The sequence below is a fragment of the Fibrobacter sp. genome (genome assembly GCF_045131395.1).
Lineage (GTDB): Bacteria > Fibrobacterota > Fibrobacteria > Fibrobacterales > Fibrobacteraceae > Fibrobacter.
On record NZ_JBGUQY010000008.1, the window covers coordinates 1 to 16,171 of the forward strand.

Consider the following 16,171-nt stretch of genomic DNA (forward strand, 5'->3'; position numbering starts at 1 on the left):
CAACTGGAGGTCTTCTGTGAAGATTTTTAAAAGCGTTCTTGTCTTGTCCGTTCTCCTGACAATGCTTGTTGCATGCGGAGACGATTCTTCCTCTTCTGTTTCCCCAGAACCGGCCGGTGATTCTTCGTCTTCTGTCAACCAATCCTCGAGTTCTGTTACGGACAAAGGAACGTCTTCCGGTGGAAGTTCGAAGTCTTCTAGCTCTGTGAAGCCTGATTCGAATGGCTCGCAAAAAAAATCATCTTCTTCGGTGCAGCCGAATAGTAGTGAAGGAAAAACGGTTTCGTCAAGTTCTAACAACGGACAAAATGGGTCTAGTAGCTCGTCTCGGTATAAAACTTGTACGAGTGAAAAAGAGGGCATTGAAGCCTATATTTCGCAAGAAGAAAGTTGGTGTGTTTGCACGAATGGATTTTGGATTCCTGTATCATCTAGCTCTACAGAACCTTCTTCGAGTAGCAAGTATTACGACATGAGTCGGCTTTTTGAGAACGAGAATGGTTATAGCTATGGTGAATTTACGGACCCCCGTGACGGCCAGGTGTATAAAACACTTCGCTTTGAATTTGGCTTTGGGGATGTTGATTCCATCACAATCTTTGCTCAAAATCTGAACTATGGCAAGATGATTACGGGGGGAACCCAGATGACCGATTCTACCAAGTTCTGCTACGATGACGACCCGTGGTATTGCGAGAATGGTTTCGGAGGTTTGTACACCTGGGCTACGGTGATGAACTTCCCCGCGGCCTGCGATAGCTTTGCTATGGGAACAGTCGAATGCCCTGATTCGATTGACCTGACAAAAAATCATATAGAACAGTTGTATGGGGATCCTGACTATGTACTGCATCAAGGAATTTGCCCTAGTGGTTGGCACGTTATGAGTCGAGGAGAATGGGCTGTTTCCATGAGGTATAGTGGTTCAAGAGACGGTGCAAGTTATTTAGGTGGTATTTTGTGGGGCTCTAATCAGCGAGGATTCTCCCTTTTGCCGGCGGGAGTGCTTACGACGCAAATGGGTGATTCCCAAGAGAAATATATTAGATTTGCCAACATTGGTAAGTACGCAGATCATTGGATTCCTGGTGATTATAACGGCGGTTTAGTGAGAGATTCTGTTGCATCGTATGGTAATGCTGTTTTGATTACTCAAGATCATGTGGATCGATATGTGGGTACAAAAAAAGTTTTCGGTCTCTCTGTCCGTTGCACAATGGATTATTAATCCTTAGTTAACCATTCAAAAAAGTTTAACAAAAAAACAGGGCTTTGGGGAAAAGCCCATTGGGAGTTATTATGTCCAAGAAGAACAATAAGAAGTCTATCAAGAAATTCAACCGCAATGCATACAAAATCGAGTCGCTAGAACCGCGCCTGATGATGGATGCGGATGCTAACGATTGGATTGTTGAAGCTGGTTTAACAACGACAACGATGAATAGTTTCGTCGATTCCACAAACGCTGATTTTAGTGTAAATGTAGATGGCTTATCTCGACAACCGGATCAGTCGAATGATTATAAAAGGAATCCGATAACATTTGATGAGGCTTTTGATTTCGTTAATTCTCTTAAGAATTCTAGCGAATACAAAAATATTGAGTCGTTTATAGAGAAATGCGTTAATGCATGCCGTGATGATGTTAGCGCCCCCAAAAAAGCGGCTCTTGAATTGGCAAAACAAAATCTGAATGTGGTCGTGAATACTGCTGGTGTAACCCAGCAAGAAATTGATGATGCCCAGCAGCTAGTCGATGATGCCCAGCAAGAATATAACGATGCCTGGAATGATGCTTTTATTACGACAGATAGTTTGCTTACGAAATTGGATGCGGAAAAACCAAAATCTAATTGCAAGAATTGTAATTTTGCCAAAACAGTCAATGACGAAATTTTAGTCAATGTTGTCGGGATGTCTACAAATTCCCCTTTAAGGTCGAATGAGGATATTAACCCTGATATTGGTGAACAGACTCGTCTCGGTGTAGAATTTAAAGACGCTTATGATAAAACGATTTCATATAGCTGGTCGTTTACGATAGATGGCAAAAAAGATAACGGAATAGATTTTAAGCTACACGCGGATATGTCGCTAGGGTTCCAGCAGGATTTGTCAAAAAAAGATGCAGAACTTGGCGTGTTGGAATTAGAATCTAAGGCTGATGTAGATGAATCTGTTGCCGACTATGGAGTGAATGTCTCGCTCGATGCCGGTGATAATGTTTCGTATGCATTTGATAAATCGTATAATGTCGATTTGAATTTTGAATTAAAGAATTCTAGTCAGTTAAAAAATGATTTAAACTTGAGTTCTGCATCGGACATGGTGTTGAGTGGAACTTCCTTGGCTTCTGCAACTTGGGGTTCCGACGATAATTTGTTGAGAAAAATTAAGTATGTCCAGATGGGGGATGTTCTTAACAAATTGAACGACATGTGTTATGAGTTGTCTACAAGGGCTCGTGAAGGAGACCGTTCATTAAAAAATGATGACCTTGACGGTGCGTTGGATCAAAAAACAACATCTTTGATTGATTTTTCTAAGATGTTTGATCCAATTCTTAAAATCCCTCCCCAATCGCTACAGGAATTGATGACCCGTTTGAAAGCTAAGGCTGAAGTTGTAGTTGAAAATGGGGAATACGTTTTAAAGATCCCGTTTGTGCTTTCTTCTAGTTTGTTGTCTAAAGTTAGCTTTAATAATGAGTTTCTTCAAAAGTTAATAGCTGGGCAAACTAGTGGTTATTTTGATTCAACAAACGGTTTTCGATTTGATGTAACGGAAAAAAATTCTCTTGATTACACAAATGATTCCTCGTTAAGCTTTGACATGAAGCTTACGCTTACGGATTTACCTACACAGCTTGTTACGGATGCGACAATACTAAGAGACTATCTTAAGTATGGTGATGCTGATACATATGGAAAAGAAAAACGCTTAAGTCTTTATGGAAAGTCCTATGTGGCCGAGGGTGATTATCTCGTTTTAGATGAATCTAAAATTACAGAAGATGTTGAAATCGAAATAAGTCATGCAACAAGTACTGTTAAGGCGACCGTTAATAAGGGGACGGAATATAATAGCTCTATTGGTCAAGCCATTGTAAATAAATTCAAGACGATTGATAGCAAGGCAAAGTGTTATTCTAGCAATAGTATTTTTGCATTTGTATCGAAATTGAATGATGTTCATATGGCTGTGACTGGCGGAAATGCTCGTCAAGTCGGAATTTACGGAAACCGTCCGTTCGAGGAATCTTATCTGTTTGAATTGTCGGCTGGCGCCAAAGTGATCGTTGACTCAAAACAGATGGATGTTCCTAAGGACCCTACTCAATTTCAGAAATTTGCTTTGCAAATGCAAAATCAGCTTGGTGCTGGTTATAAGGTTGTCTATGTTGAAGACGCTGCCAATCCGGCAATATTGATTCAATTGGTCAATGATACGTTGAAATTTTCGAATTTTTCGGGTGGAGTAGTAATCAATTCTTTGATTCTTTACAGAAACCAGGATGATCAGACTGCTTTTAGTATAGATCCTTCGCTATCATCTTTTAAGTTTACGATTGATTTGACAAATCCAGTTGACGATGTTGTTGCTGGATCAAGTGTCAGCTCGTTTGAACTGTCTTTTGAATCCTCTGATTTTGAAAAATGCCTCGTTATCGATGATGTCGCTGATGTAATTAATTCAAGATTGGCAAGGTATCAGGATTCGACTACAAAAAAACAGGTAGTCTTTGCAGAAATAATTCAAGATGATACGAATGAAAAAAGACTTGCTTTTAGATGCGATAATCAAAGTATTGATGTGACTGCATCTGAATCTGTTTTTGGCTTTGATAAAGGAACAACTGTTTCAGCTTCGTCGAATTCGATTAGCCTGACAGTCCATGGTGTTGAATATGAAATTAGTTTGTACGATGCTTTAAATGATAACCTTGAAGACAGTAAAGGAAATGCGCTTACAATAAGAGACTTGCTAGAAATTATAAAGCAGAAAATGAAGGCTGTGCATTCTGTGGATCTTATCATAGCTAGCAATGGTCTTTCATTTGACGACGTGACCGAAATAAAAGATTTGGGAGCGTTTACCTTGGTAAAGACCTTGGGTCTCCATGAATATTTAGCGGACAGACCTTTAAAAGATGTAAAGACGAATGTAAGTTTGTCTAATATCAATTTGACAATGAATAACCAAGTTGTGCAGGGTGATGTGGTTGCCCATGCCAATATGGGAATGCTCGGTGTCGATTATTCTGGTAGTGTTGACTTTACTGCCAAATATGAAAATAAGGCTTCTGATTGGGATGAGTTTGTTAATGGTGCTAAAAAGACATGGAACTATGCTTCGAATGCGGCAAATACGATTGGTGTGAATTTGTCTGAAATTATTGACGGAAGTAAACAATGCGGCTCTATTGAAATCTTAGATGCTTCAAATAATTGGGATGGAACGTTTTATCAAAGTACACCTGCAGGAAGTAGCGTAATGTCTTTGCTGAAAAATTTCAGTTCAGACATGAATATGGCGATGTTCGCTACGAGTTTGGCCGATGGACTGCAGAAATTTTTGGACAATAAGATTGTTGGCAATGCGGAGTTAAAAAATATACTCCCGCTTATCGGTCGTTCTGCTCCGGAAGTTTTTGGAATTCAGTCCAAGGTGACAGAATTTGTGGGCGACTTGAAGCGCAATTTGCCCGTTACCTTGCAGGAACTGAGCGCACGCTTAAGTGCTTCGCTGGGTGCAACCCTGAAATTCTCTGTAGAAAGTGATGGAATCAAGGCTTTGTTTGGTTGGACTAAAAAAATAAATCATGAAAAAATAGCCATTAGCACCCTCTCTTTAGGTAACTCTGATATTTTTGTCGGCGGTAATGCTGAAGCGTATTTAGATGGATCTGTTGGATTAACGTTGAATATGAAGGTGGGGACTGTTAAAGGTGCAGATGGCTTTATGCCGGTGACATTCCTAGATGAGTCGATAGTTAATTTTGATGTGACCTTAAAGGGAAAGCCGCTCAAGTTTGACTTGTCTGTTTCGACTACGTCTGCCAGTGTTTCTCTCCTGAAGGTTGTGAGTACGAATGATGTTCCCAGTTATCTGAACATGAAAGCGAACATGGTGATGCATCTTGATGAGTCATCCCAAGAGTTGCAAAAAGACTCAGAAGATTTTAGGATTGGCGGAAAACTGTATGTAGAAGCAGCTGGTTTTGGTATCGGCTATATTGATGTCGGCGTTTATGATAATGGCTTGAATGTTGAATCGTGGGCAGGATCGGACTCTGATTCCAAGGGCAAGTTTAAACTGGCGGATCTTGTTAATACATCTGTAAGAAGTAACTTGATAGATGAAGATGCTACTAAGATTGTTGCGGGAAATCCTGTCTTGGATATGCGTAACGTGAATTTTGACCCTAGTAGCAATAATGCAATATTCCAAAAGTTGCGACTTGTTTCTGATGGATTGGGTTCTGTTTTGCGTCGTGCCCAATTGTGCGCCAGCAATGTCTTTGTGTCCGAAGCGTTGCGCAAGATTCCGTTAATCGGCGACAATATCATGGTGGCGGCTGACTGCCTTACTGAATTGGAATCAAAGTTTATTGAACCAGTAAGACGGTTCTTCTATGGGGATCATGAATTTACCGGAGCCTCGGTGGCCGAGTTCCTTTATGATCTTTTGGATAAGAGCGGCTTTTTGCAGGATGTTGGCTATTGTTCTGAATCGAGTCAGATTTGTTGGGCTGGTTCGACGTTTAATCAGACATTTACGCGTGATGGAAAACGGCGTGTTCAGTACAATGAATCGGAAAATGGGGCTGAATGGCGCTTTAAACTTGGAAAACGGTATAATTTGAATGAAAATGGTGATTTTGATATCGGTTTCCCGGGACTTGGGCTTCGTGGAGATGGTGGAATTGAATCGTATTTTAACTGGGAATGGTATTTGGGGTTTGGTGTATCTGAAACGGATGGTGCCTATATCTTGCTGTCAACAGGAAGTGATGTAGCTAATCCATCAGAAAATAAAGATGTAAGTGGATTTAAGATAACGGATGGAAAAAATAGCTTTCTTACAGGTGATGACATCCGTTTTGAAATAGGCATTGTACCGCACGGCACAATTGATGGTTCTCTTGGCTTCTTAAAGGGAACTGTTGAACTTGATGGTAATGAAGCGCAAAAGCTTACTCTCGGTGTCGATTTGAACGATGGTCAGAATGGTTCTAAAGATTTGCAAGATGATATTCGTACTGATGTAAGTTCTAAGCTAGAAAAAATCAAGATTTCGGATATTGGCAAGGCCCTTTCGATAGAAGCTAACTTAACGGGAGGCGTTAACCTTGATGCGACGTTGACAATGGGCTTGAATACGGGGAGCAGTATATCCATTGGTTTCCCTACGATTATTGCAAATTTCAAAATGGAGTGGGAGGCCAAATTTGGAGATTTAGTCGGCTCTTTGAATAAACTTGGATTTGAGGAAATAAAATTAGATATAGGAAGCTTTGGAGCGAATGTCCTAGAACCAATGCTGGGCAAAATCCAAAAGGTTGTTGAACCTTTGCAACCGCTTATCGACTTCTTGAAGATGGATGTCCCTGTGTTGGATAAGTTGCCGCTTAAGCCGAAGCACATGAAAATGCTTGACATCATCAAGTCTTGCGCCAAGGGGAAGTGTGACCTGAGCTTTTTGGATGATGTGGTTAATTTAGCCAATTTGATTACGCATGTAGGAGACTTAAATAAATTAGGAACGATTTCACTTGGGGCGTTGAGCTTTATTGATTCCAGTGGAAACTATGACAAAAATGCTTTGAGTGGGGTGACTGCGTTTGATGTAAACGCATATTTGAATACTTCTTTAGGATATTTGACAAGGATTTCTTCTCCTGAGGAAGCTGCTGCTAAGGATAAAAAGAAAGAAATTTTCGGTGCCGATGGTCAAGATTATGGGTGGGATATTCCCTTGATTTCAGATCCAGTGGATTCTGTAATACAGTTATTATTAGGGCAACCTTTGAATCTTGTCGAATATCATATGCATCCGCTTATATTCAATACCAAATGGGACAAGAATTTCCCCATTGTGGGCCCCCTTTGTGCTGATATCGGTTTTAGTTTTGGTGCCGATATTAAACTTGCCTTTGGTTACGACACTGTGGGCTTGATGGATTGGAAGAATAGTGGTTTTAAGGATGTTTTAGCTCTGGTAAATGGCTTCTATATCGATGATCGTGATAAAAACGGCGTTGATGTGGCCGAAGTCGTGTTCCATTCGGGTATTACGGCCGGTGCGAGCGTTGCCGGTATTGCTGGCGTAAATGTCGGTGTTAACCTGTGCCTCAACCTTAATTTTGATGACCCAAACAATGACGGTAAAATCCGCTTGCAGGAACTGGCAAGGAACCTTTCGCTTAACCCGATGACCATTTTCGATGCCTCCGTGACAATGGAAGCGGAAGCCTTTGCCTATATCAACTACTTTATTGGTCGCGAAGAATTTGACCTTTGGAAGAGTGGGGCTATTGAACTGTTCAATACCGATCGTGGAGATGCCGACGAACCGATTTTGGTCAGTGAACAGGATGGCGATATTTATGTAAATATTGGAGACTTTGCAGCCAAGCGTAACAAGGGTGATTTGAGCGATGGTGATGATCATTTGTTCGTTTCATCCAACGCCAAAAATGAATTGACTGTTAAATGGCAGCTAGGCTCTGGTAAGGTTATTGAAAAAACAGCAAAAATTGGATCGGGTAAAACCCTTTATGTTTACGCTGGCAAGGGTATAGATGTTGTTACATTCGATGGTACGGCCAATTTCAACATATATATTGATGGTGGAGATGATGGAGACCATATCGATTTGAGTGGTTTGACCTTGAATGACTCGTACACGGCCATTGTAAAGGGCGGCTTCGGTATAGACAGGATTCTTGGAGCCAAGGGACTGGGCGATTGCTTCTTGTTCGGTGAAACGGGTTTCACGGTTAAAGATGATAAAGAAAAAGTCAAATCGGCCTATTACTACCCGGCATCTTATGATTTGGCCGCGGGAAGTGCCTCGGAGCCGGTATCTGGAAACTATATTACGAGCAATGGTACCGGCTTGAACGTTATTTTTGGCGGTGCTGGTGGAGATACGATTGTCGGTGGCGCAGGAAATGATGTCATCTTTGGCGATGGCGGTCATTATGATGTAGGTTCGAAAACTGCCAAACGTTATGACATTTATGAAACGGGTGACTCCGACACTATCTTTGGTGGCGATGGGAAAGACCTGATCTTTGGCGGTGCTGGTGATGACACTATTCGCGGCGGAAAGGGCGATGACACGATTCATGGCGGCTTAGGAAACGATACGATTGCCGGTGATGAAGACGACGATAAACTCTACGGCTACGATGGCATCGATGTCATATTCGGAGACGGATTCGACAAGTCTGCTCTTGCTAGTACATTCCCTAAGGGATATGGTCCCGATAACTACGACGACCGGATTATGCCCAATTTTGGTTTCGACTATAAGAAATTTAATGGATCTTCTTTAAGTGGGAACAAAGTCAATGAACCTGCGGCTTTTACGGCTAATTACGGCAACGACTGGATTGAAGGAAACGATGGCTCCGATGTGATCTTCGGTGACAGTGGAGACGAGAATGGCGGTATTGACCGTATCTTTGGCGGTTCCGGTAATGACCTGATTGATGGCGATGGCGGCAATGACAACATTGACGGTGGCATTGGCGAAGATGTTATCTATGGTGGTCGGGGAAATGATGTCCTCGATGGTGGTGCCGACAACGATATTGTTTTTGGTGATGATGGCATTGATGGTTACACGTTTAAAGGCGATGTTGACGATACTGGGTTGTATACAGCATCAGGTGATGACAATCAAAAGCGCATTTTCGGCCAGCAAATGGGTATGTTTGCCGCTAAATTCGCGGTCGGTTGGAATGCTAAGGCTGACGGCAATGGCGGAAACGATGTCATTTATGCCGGTAATGGAAGCGATATTGTAGATGGGCAATCCGGAACGGATTCCTATAAGATAAAGGTGATGGATAACGGCAACCTCGGCTACACCAATGTAATGGATACTGGTGTAGGCGATTTGGCTGATTCCATGGTTATTGATGGAACTGTCGATGCCGATAACTTCTTGATTCGCGCCTCTTCTGCAAATTTGGGCTTTGTCGCCAAGTTGCCTGGTGAAGGCCCGAATGATCAAATTCAGCGAATCAATTTCTGGAAAACGGATGCTGGTGCAAGAGGCGTTGACAGTGTCGCCTTGAATACGGGTGCCGGTGATGACAGAATCGCTATTGATGGAACTATTTCCGCAATTTCTGTGGATGCGGGTGCCGGCAACGACAACATTACCGTTGGACAGATGTTCAATTCGGAAAGAACTTCGGGTGCAGATGCCAAGGTATTGCCGAAGGATGTTTTTGATACCACTTTCACGACAAAGGGATATTTGAGCAATGGTGTGCAACATTCTACCAATATTGAGGGTGGTGAAGGCAATGATGTCTTTAGCGTGTTGCATAATGATGCCGCGGTGTCGTTGTCTGGCGGAACGGGGAACGATACGTTTAATGTTGCCATGTTCCAAAAGATTGACAGGGTTACAAAAACAAAGTCGTTTGTAGAAAATAGCCCTGTTACCATGATTGGCGGTAGCGGTATCGACAGAATGAATATTGTCGGTAGCGATGGCGACGACAACTTTATTCTGAGAGACGGCAAGGTTTCTGGAAACGGTCTTGACGTTCAGACTGTAAGTGTCGAAAACAAGAATATCTATGGTAGCGATGGCGATGATTCGTTCTATGTAATGGATACCGCAGCAGGCGAAGTCACCAAGCTCATGGGTAACAATGGAAATGATTCCTTCTACAACGGCGGAGCGGGAAAGTCTAAAATCCCGACGGTTACCGGTAATAGCAGGAATAGCGACCCTGATGCTATTGCGGTACAGTTCTATACTCCTGGCTCCAGTGATCCCAAGGATACTGCCGTTAGTGCCGTAAGCGAAGATTACAATGGTGGAAGCCTTGCTTCTAAAGTGTACAACTATCAGGTGAATTTAAACAAGGCTCCTGAAGATGGTGAAATTGTTTGCCTGACTATTTTCGCGCCTGGCGAAACGACTGAAAAAACGAATCGCGGTGACAAGGGTATTTGGCTGGTTGATCCCAATGACAATGACAAGCTTTGCAAGTCTATTACAATTAAATTTGCGAAGAATGCGTCAACAGGCGTCTTTGCATTTGACAAGAAGGTTGATGTTAAAATTGTTGCCTTTGAAGATTCTGTACAAGAAGGAAACGACTATTTCAGCCTGTTGCACAATTTGGTTGTTGAAAATAAAACGTCAACTTATAGGGACTGTAAGAATGCAATTGTTTTCTTGAATGATGCTCCTCTTACGTCTAGGGATAATACCGTAATTAATCGGTTCTCTGTGACCGAGGAACATGTTGCTTCCGTAGAAGAAGTTGCAGCGAAATCATTTGAAGTAGAATTGCGAGCCCAGGTCCCGTCTTCTAGTGCGGTTCAGTGCTGGTATTTGGATAGTGCAGGAGCTCTTCATCCGGTAACGGCTACTGTTGCTGGAAATAAAGCAACGGTCTCTATTCCTTCTTCTGCAGGGGTGGGCAATAGGTTCTATATTAATTATGTTCATAGTGCAATCAATGTTAAAAACGAAAGTGTCGTGCAGTTGAGATACAGTACGACAGGAATGACAGATTTACTTTCGTTTAAATCTGATACAACTGCCACGACAGAATACATTTGTGCGAAAAGTGATATAGAGACGTATAAGACAAATGATAATGTACGCTATTACTATGAAACAGCCGGAACGCAATTGGTTATTTATAGCATTGCTTCTGGGAAATTGGCAACTTTGAATGGTACGATTGCGTTCGATGCCGATGTAGAAGTCTTTGTTCCTGATGAACCGGATGTTCTTAATGATCCTGCGAATAACGCTGGTTCCAGCAACGGAAAAAATACCATCGAGTTCATCAAGGGCCCCCTGTACGAAGACGGTGCTGGCAGAGAGGCCAACCTTGGTCTTGGTAACCCGTTGATGCTGAAATATAATGACGGTAAGGGCTTTGACGAGAAGAATGAAGTATCTGCTGAGTTTAAGGCCGTTCTTGATGCTGCTGCAGCGGCAGCCGCAAAGTTTGATGAAGGGAATTGCAAGGACCGTGTCTTTACAAACAACCATGAAAACGAGAAGGAAGGTGTCGAAAATACGCTCCAGGCTTTGGAGTCTGTCGGTACGTTCGATGAACGCCTGATTGCGGCAGGTGCCGATTCTGCAGAAGTTGTTAATTCTGATGATGCGTTGGTAATGCAGGCTGACACGGAATTCTATGATTCCGATAAGCATTCCTTGCGCTTTGATCATAAGGATGCCAATGCCGAAGATGAAAATCAGTTGACTTTGGCGAATATGGAATACGGTGAAATTAATCTTGGTTTAGCGAAGGACCAGGTTGATATTCATAAGTCCATTTATCGTGAGGACAACTTCCAGACTTATACTGTGGTGAACAGTGGTAAGGGTGATGACGATGTCTATATCCATAGTTATGCCGAAGAATCGGTCAAGGTAATTGCGACTATGGGTGTGGATTTGAAGGAAACGACCTATAAGGGCTCCTTACAGAATGTCGTTGCCTATTCAGTCTCTAACTTCAAGCTGGCTGCCAATGTTGAATCAACGATTTTGTCTGATATTAGAGATGCCAATGCTTCGGCGGCGGCAAGTGACTTGCTTAAGAGAAACCGAGTATTCCTGAACGTTGAGTATTCTGACGGTACGGTCCAGCGCCGCGAAGTTATATTGGATGAATATGACGGAAAAACCGTTACGACTTTGGTGCTTAAGCGTAAGTTGACTCCTGTGGCCAAGGGTGTCTCGATTAAGTCCGTATATTTGGCAAATTCCTATGCAGGAGATGGTACCCTTGTTGTAAATGCACAAGAAGGCGATGATACGATTACGGCCTATGAATTAGACCAGACTACGGGAAAATCTAAGATTACTCGTGACGGCCTTGTCGTGATTGGTGGTGTTGGCGACGATATTATTGATGTCGGAACCAATGCGATTGCCTTTGGGGACCGTGGTCAAGTTGTCTACGAGAATGAAAATGGCGAAGCTGTAACGGTATTGGGCTCGTCTTTGGATCTTAAGGATCCGCTTGAATCCGATCTCGATAAGCTGTATGACGCTGATTATACAACGCCTGCAGAAAAGGTTGATGCGACAACGAAAAAGAATAATACCAACTATTATCAGACCGATGGTGTGGTTCGCGATCCCAAGTACATCCATTCTGTGAGCGAATCTGTGGGTGGAAACGACATTATTACCACTCATGGCGATAAAAACGTTGTAATTGGCGGTGCTGGTGAAGACTCTATTCATCTTGACGGAAACAACAACGTTGCCTTGGGCGATAATGGTGAAGTCCTGTACGAAAGTGTCGTTAAGGATGCTCAAAATAATAAGATTAGTCATGTCTATGGTGATTCCCATAAGACATACCTGCACTATATCCAGACCACCAGCGATACGATGGGCGGTAAGGACGAAATTACCACGGGCAATGGCAATAACGTGGTGATGGGCGGTACCGCATCTGATAAGATTGCAACTGGCTATGGTAATGACATTATCGTTGGCGATGGTGGTGAAGCCTATGTCGATCGCAATCGCGATGCTCTGTTTGTAAATAATCAGGGACGAAACATCAAAACGCTTGATGACGGCAGCACGGATGAAGACGGCAGTGCCGGTTCCGATGTAATCAAGACAAAGGGTGGCGACAACGTTATCTTTGGCGGCCTGAATTATCAGTCCAGAAACTTCGACTTCGTTGAAAATGAGGCTGAGTCTAAATGGAAAACGGTAAATGCGGCTGAAAATAACGAAGACCTGATTGTATCCGGCTCCGGTAAGGATGTCGTGTTTGGCGATAATGCCTACGCTACGTTTAAGGGTAATTCTGCAATGGCCAACGGCATGCAGAATCAGCCTACAGTCTATGAAGAATCGACCGTTAGCTTCAACTTCCAGGGACAGGAATGGAGAGGCCTGGATGCTAACGACAAGGTTGGCGCTCCGGAATATGCTTCCAAGAACTGGAATAACATCAAGGAGTCTGTTGCGGGTACCTATGGTAACGATGACAGCGAAATTGTTTATATGAACAACAAGACCGCTGACAATAATGCCGATGCCTCGACAACGCGCACTCGCATGAGTGGCTTGACTGTAAGCTATGGCGGAAGCGAAGTCCACCGTACTACCAGCACCGATTCTACGATCAATCTCCAGGCATACAATCTTAACCTTTGGAATACCGAAAACGACAAGAATGCAAGGCTTATGAATTCGGGCCTTACGAGTACGGGTCATAACAATCACCTCGAAAATGTGCTCGAAGTCGCGGTTGACGGCCTTGCTCAGTACTTCACTCGCTATGAGGTTGTCGTATACCTCGACATGCCCGATGCCCATTCCTGGGATGGGCAGAGTGTACGACTTGTGTCGCTGTATATTGACGGTAGGCGTGTGCAGGGCTACTATGTGAATGACAACGCTGGAAAGGACTTTGGTAAGTATAACCAAGAAGAAGGCGGTGTCATTGGATTCAAGAAGGCTCAAAATAGCGCTTTTGATAAAAACGGCAATTTCATTTCGTTGACATCACAAAGTGTCAAGAACGTTGAATACGCAAACTATGTCGTATTTGATGTCCCGGAAAATATTGCTGCTGACCGAATTATCGTCACGATTGAAGACGGCTTCGAAGAACCGAACTACAACGGCAAGGATTTGCCGGGTATCGCGGGTCTCCAAGTCAAGGGTAAGCTCCATAAGCAAGATGTAGCTGCTTCTACTGATGTTGAACTTGGTGGAAAGGATGACATCAGGACTGGTGGTGGCGACGATATTGTCGTGGGTGGCACCGGTGGTGATTCGATTACCACTTATGGCGACGAACGCTACGGAATCTACGATAACGATGTTGTGTATGGTGACAATGCAAAGATTGTCTTGACCGATCGCGATAGCGATTTGAATACGGCGTCAACGATTTCGACGGCTGAATCCGTTGCAGTAAAGGATTTGACTCAGAATTACGATGACTTTATCTATACGGGTGACGGAAACGACACTGTTGTGGGTGGCATTGGTTCTGATCATATTGAATCCGGTGCTACGGCTGCCGCCGACTCGATGATGAATAATATAAATGTATTGTCTATCAACCTGTCTCGCGAATTTGAGACCGACTCGCATGTGATTGACGAGAACGAATATGCTGGTGTCGTGGCAGACAATGAATGGCACAATTTCTACCGCAATGGCCATGGCGTTGTTGTGTCTGAATTTGCCCACGAAGAGGAACGCAAGGACCTCCAGGAATATAACAATACGATGGATCGTATTAAGAATAATCCTGAAATGTACAACAAGTATGCCGTTGTCGAAGGTGTAGATGTCCAGCTCTACGCAATGGAACATGGTAGTCAACGGAATGCAACTAACTTGACTATCGAAGACTATGCCGAACTGGATGGCGATACCTCCAACTCCAAGTTGTTCAACACCTACATTGCAACTCAGCAGGCTGACGAAATTGTCCTGAAACTCAACAACATGAATCAGTTCGTAAACGCGTCGCACAATACGATTGACGGAACTTACGACCTGTATGTGTATCTTGGTGGTGATAACGACGACACGGATACTTACAACTACATTTATGAAGTTGCGGTGAACGGAAAGACTCGTTACTTGAATGACTGGACTGGCCGTACGTTCGATGGCGATTACCAAGAAGCCTATTGTTCCGATTATATCGGTGCCATGAGAGCTTTGCATGATGGTACAGCTCCTAAGGTAGGCTTGGTGGGTAACTATGTCTTGTTCCGCGGCCTTTCTGGAAATGTATGCGATATTCGCATCAAGAATGTCTATACCAGCAGCGGACAAGATCCGAAGAACTTGCCTATAATTACTGCCGTTCAGGTGGTTTCTGGTGACGGTCGTTATCAGGAGGCCGAATCGGGTATAAAGAAATTCAATGGCAAGAATTACAATTATGCTGATATAGCTGTTGGCGGCGACCATGACAAGGATCTTGTCTTTGGTGACGATGCTAAGCTGACCTTCGATATCGATGTACCCTATGCCGTAAACGACAACCTTACGGATTATGCGAACCGTGTAATTGATGCTTCGTCTATTGCTCTGACCGATAAGGCCGTGAAGGCGGTTGAAACGAAGGATAAAATTTACACCGGTAAGGATCGCGATGTGGTCGTGGCTGGCGAAGGTGCTGATACCATAGAAACGGGTATTGGTGACGATATCGCTATTGGCGGCAGTGCTAACCTGATGGTTGAACATAATAACCCGATTGGCGTGTTTACTCCGAATACCGAAATTGTGCTGAACCAGCATACGGTTAACACGGCTCTGCATGATCATTATCTTGATCACGATGGTGTTAAGACCGAAGAGTTCCAGTCAAAGCTCGATCAGGGACAAATCAAGGGCATCCAGATTATTGACAATCCGAATGACCGATTTGATGTTATCGATACTGGTGATGAACGTGACCTTTATTCTTTGGGCAACCAGGACAATAGCGAACTTGTTGTTCAAAAGCAGGATGACCCTGTAGACGATCCTGAAGAACAGGGACAGGGTGGTTCTGGTGAACATCAGGAAGAAGGCCTTATTCAGCAGTATGTTCTTGATTCGAAGAATACGAATTACGACCTTTCTATCAAGGCCGGAGAAACCATCATGTTGATCTTGACGGATTGGGAACAGGGTAATCCGTGGTATCGCCCGAATGTTGGCTTGCAAGTAGATGTGAATGGCACTTCGCAGCCGATTCTTGTTTTCAACTGGAACAATCTTGTTGAAAATAATGGTGTCGTAACCTTGGAACCTTCAGGAGCGCAGTCCATTAGAATTGTAGATAACAGCGTCTTTGTCGATATCCCCGATTCGGCAAATGTTGTGGGCGAAAATAAAATTGTCTTGATGATTACTTCTGAAGAAGATCTTAATTTTAAAGCAAGAATTTCTAACAGAAACTATTAAT

Annotated in this window: 2 protein-coding genes; both read left to right on the forward strand. The window is 43.3% G+C overall.

The window, feature by feature from the left end; translation table 11 throughout:
- Positions 1-1,228, forward strand: a 1,228-nt coding sequence (locus ACJMNB_RS04410) for an FISUMP domain-containing protein (RefSeq protein WP_405339382.1), incomplete at its 5' end; no start/stop codon positions are given.
- A gap of 1,952 nt (positions 1,229-3,180) precedes the next feature.
- Positions 3,181-16,170 (forward strand): hypothetical protein, encoded by a 12,990-nt coding sequence (locus tag ACJMNB_RS04415; RefSeq protein ID WP_405339384.1) that lies wholly within the window; start codon positions 3,181-3,183, stop codon positions 16,168-16,170.
- Position 16,171: the final 1 nt, after the last annotated feature.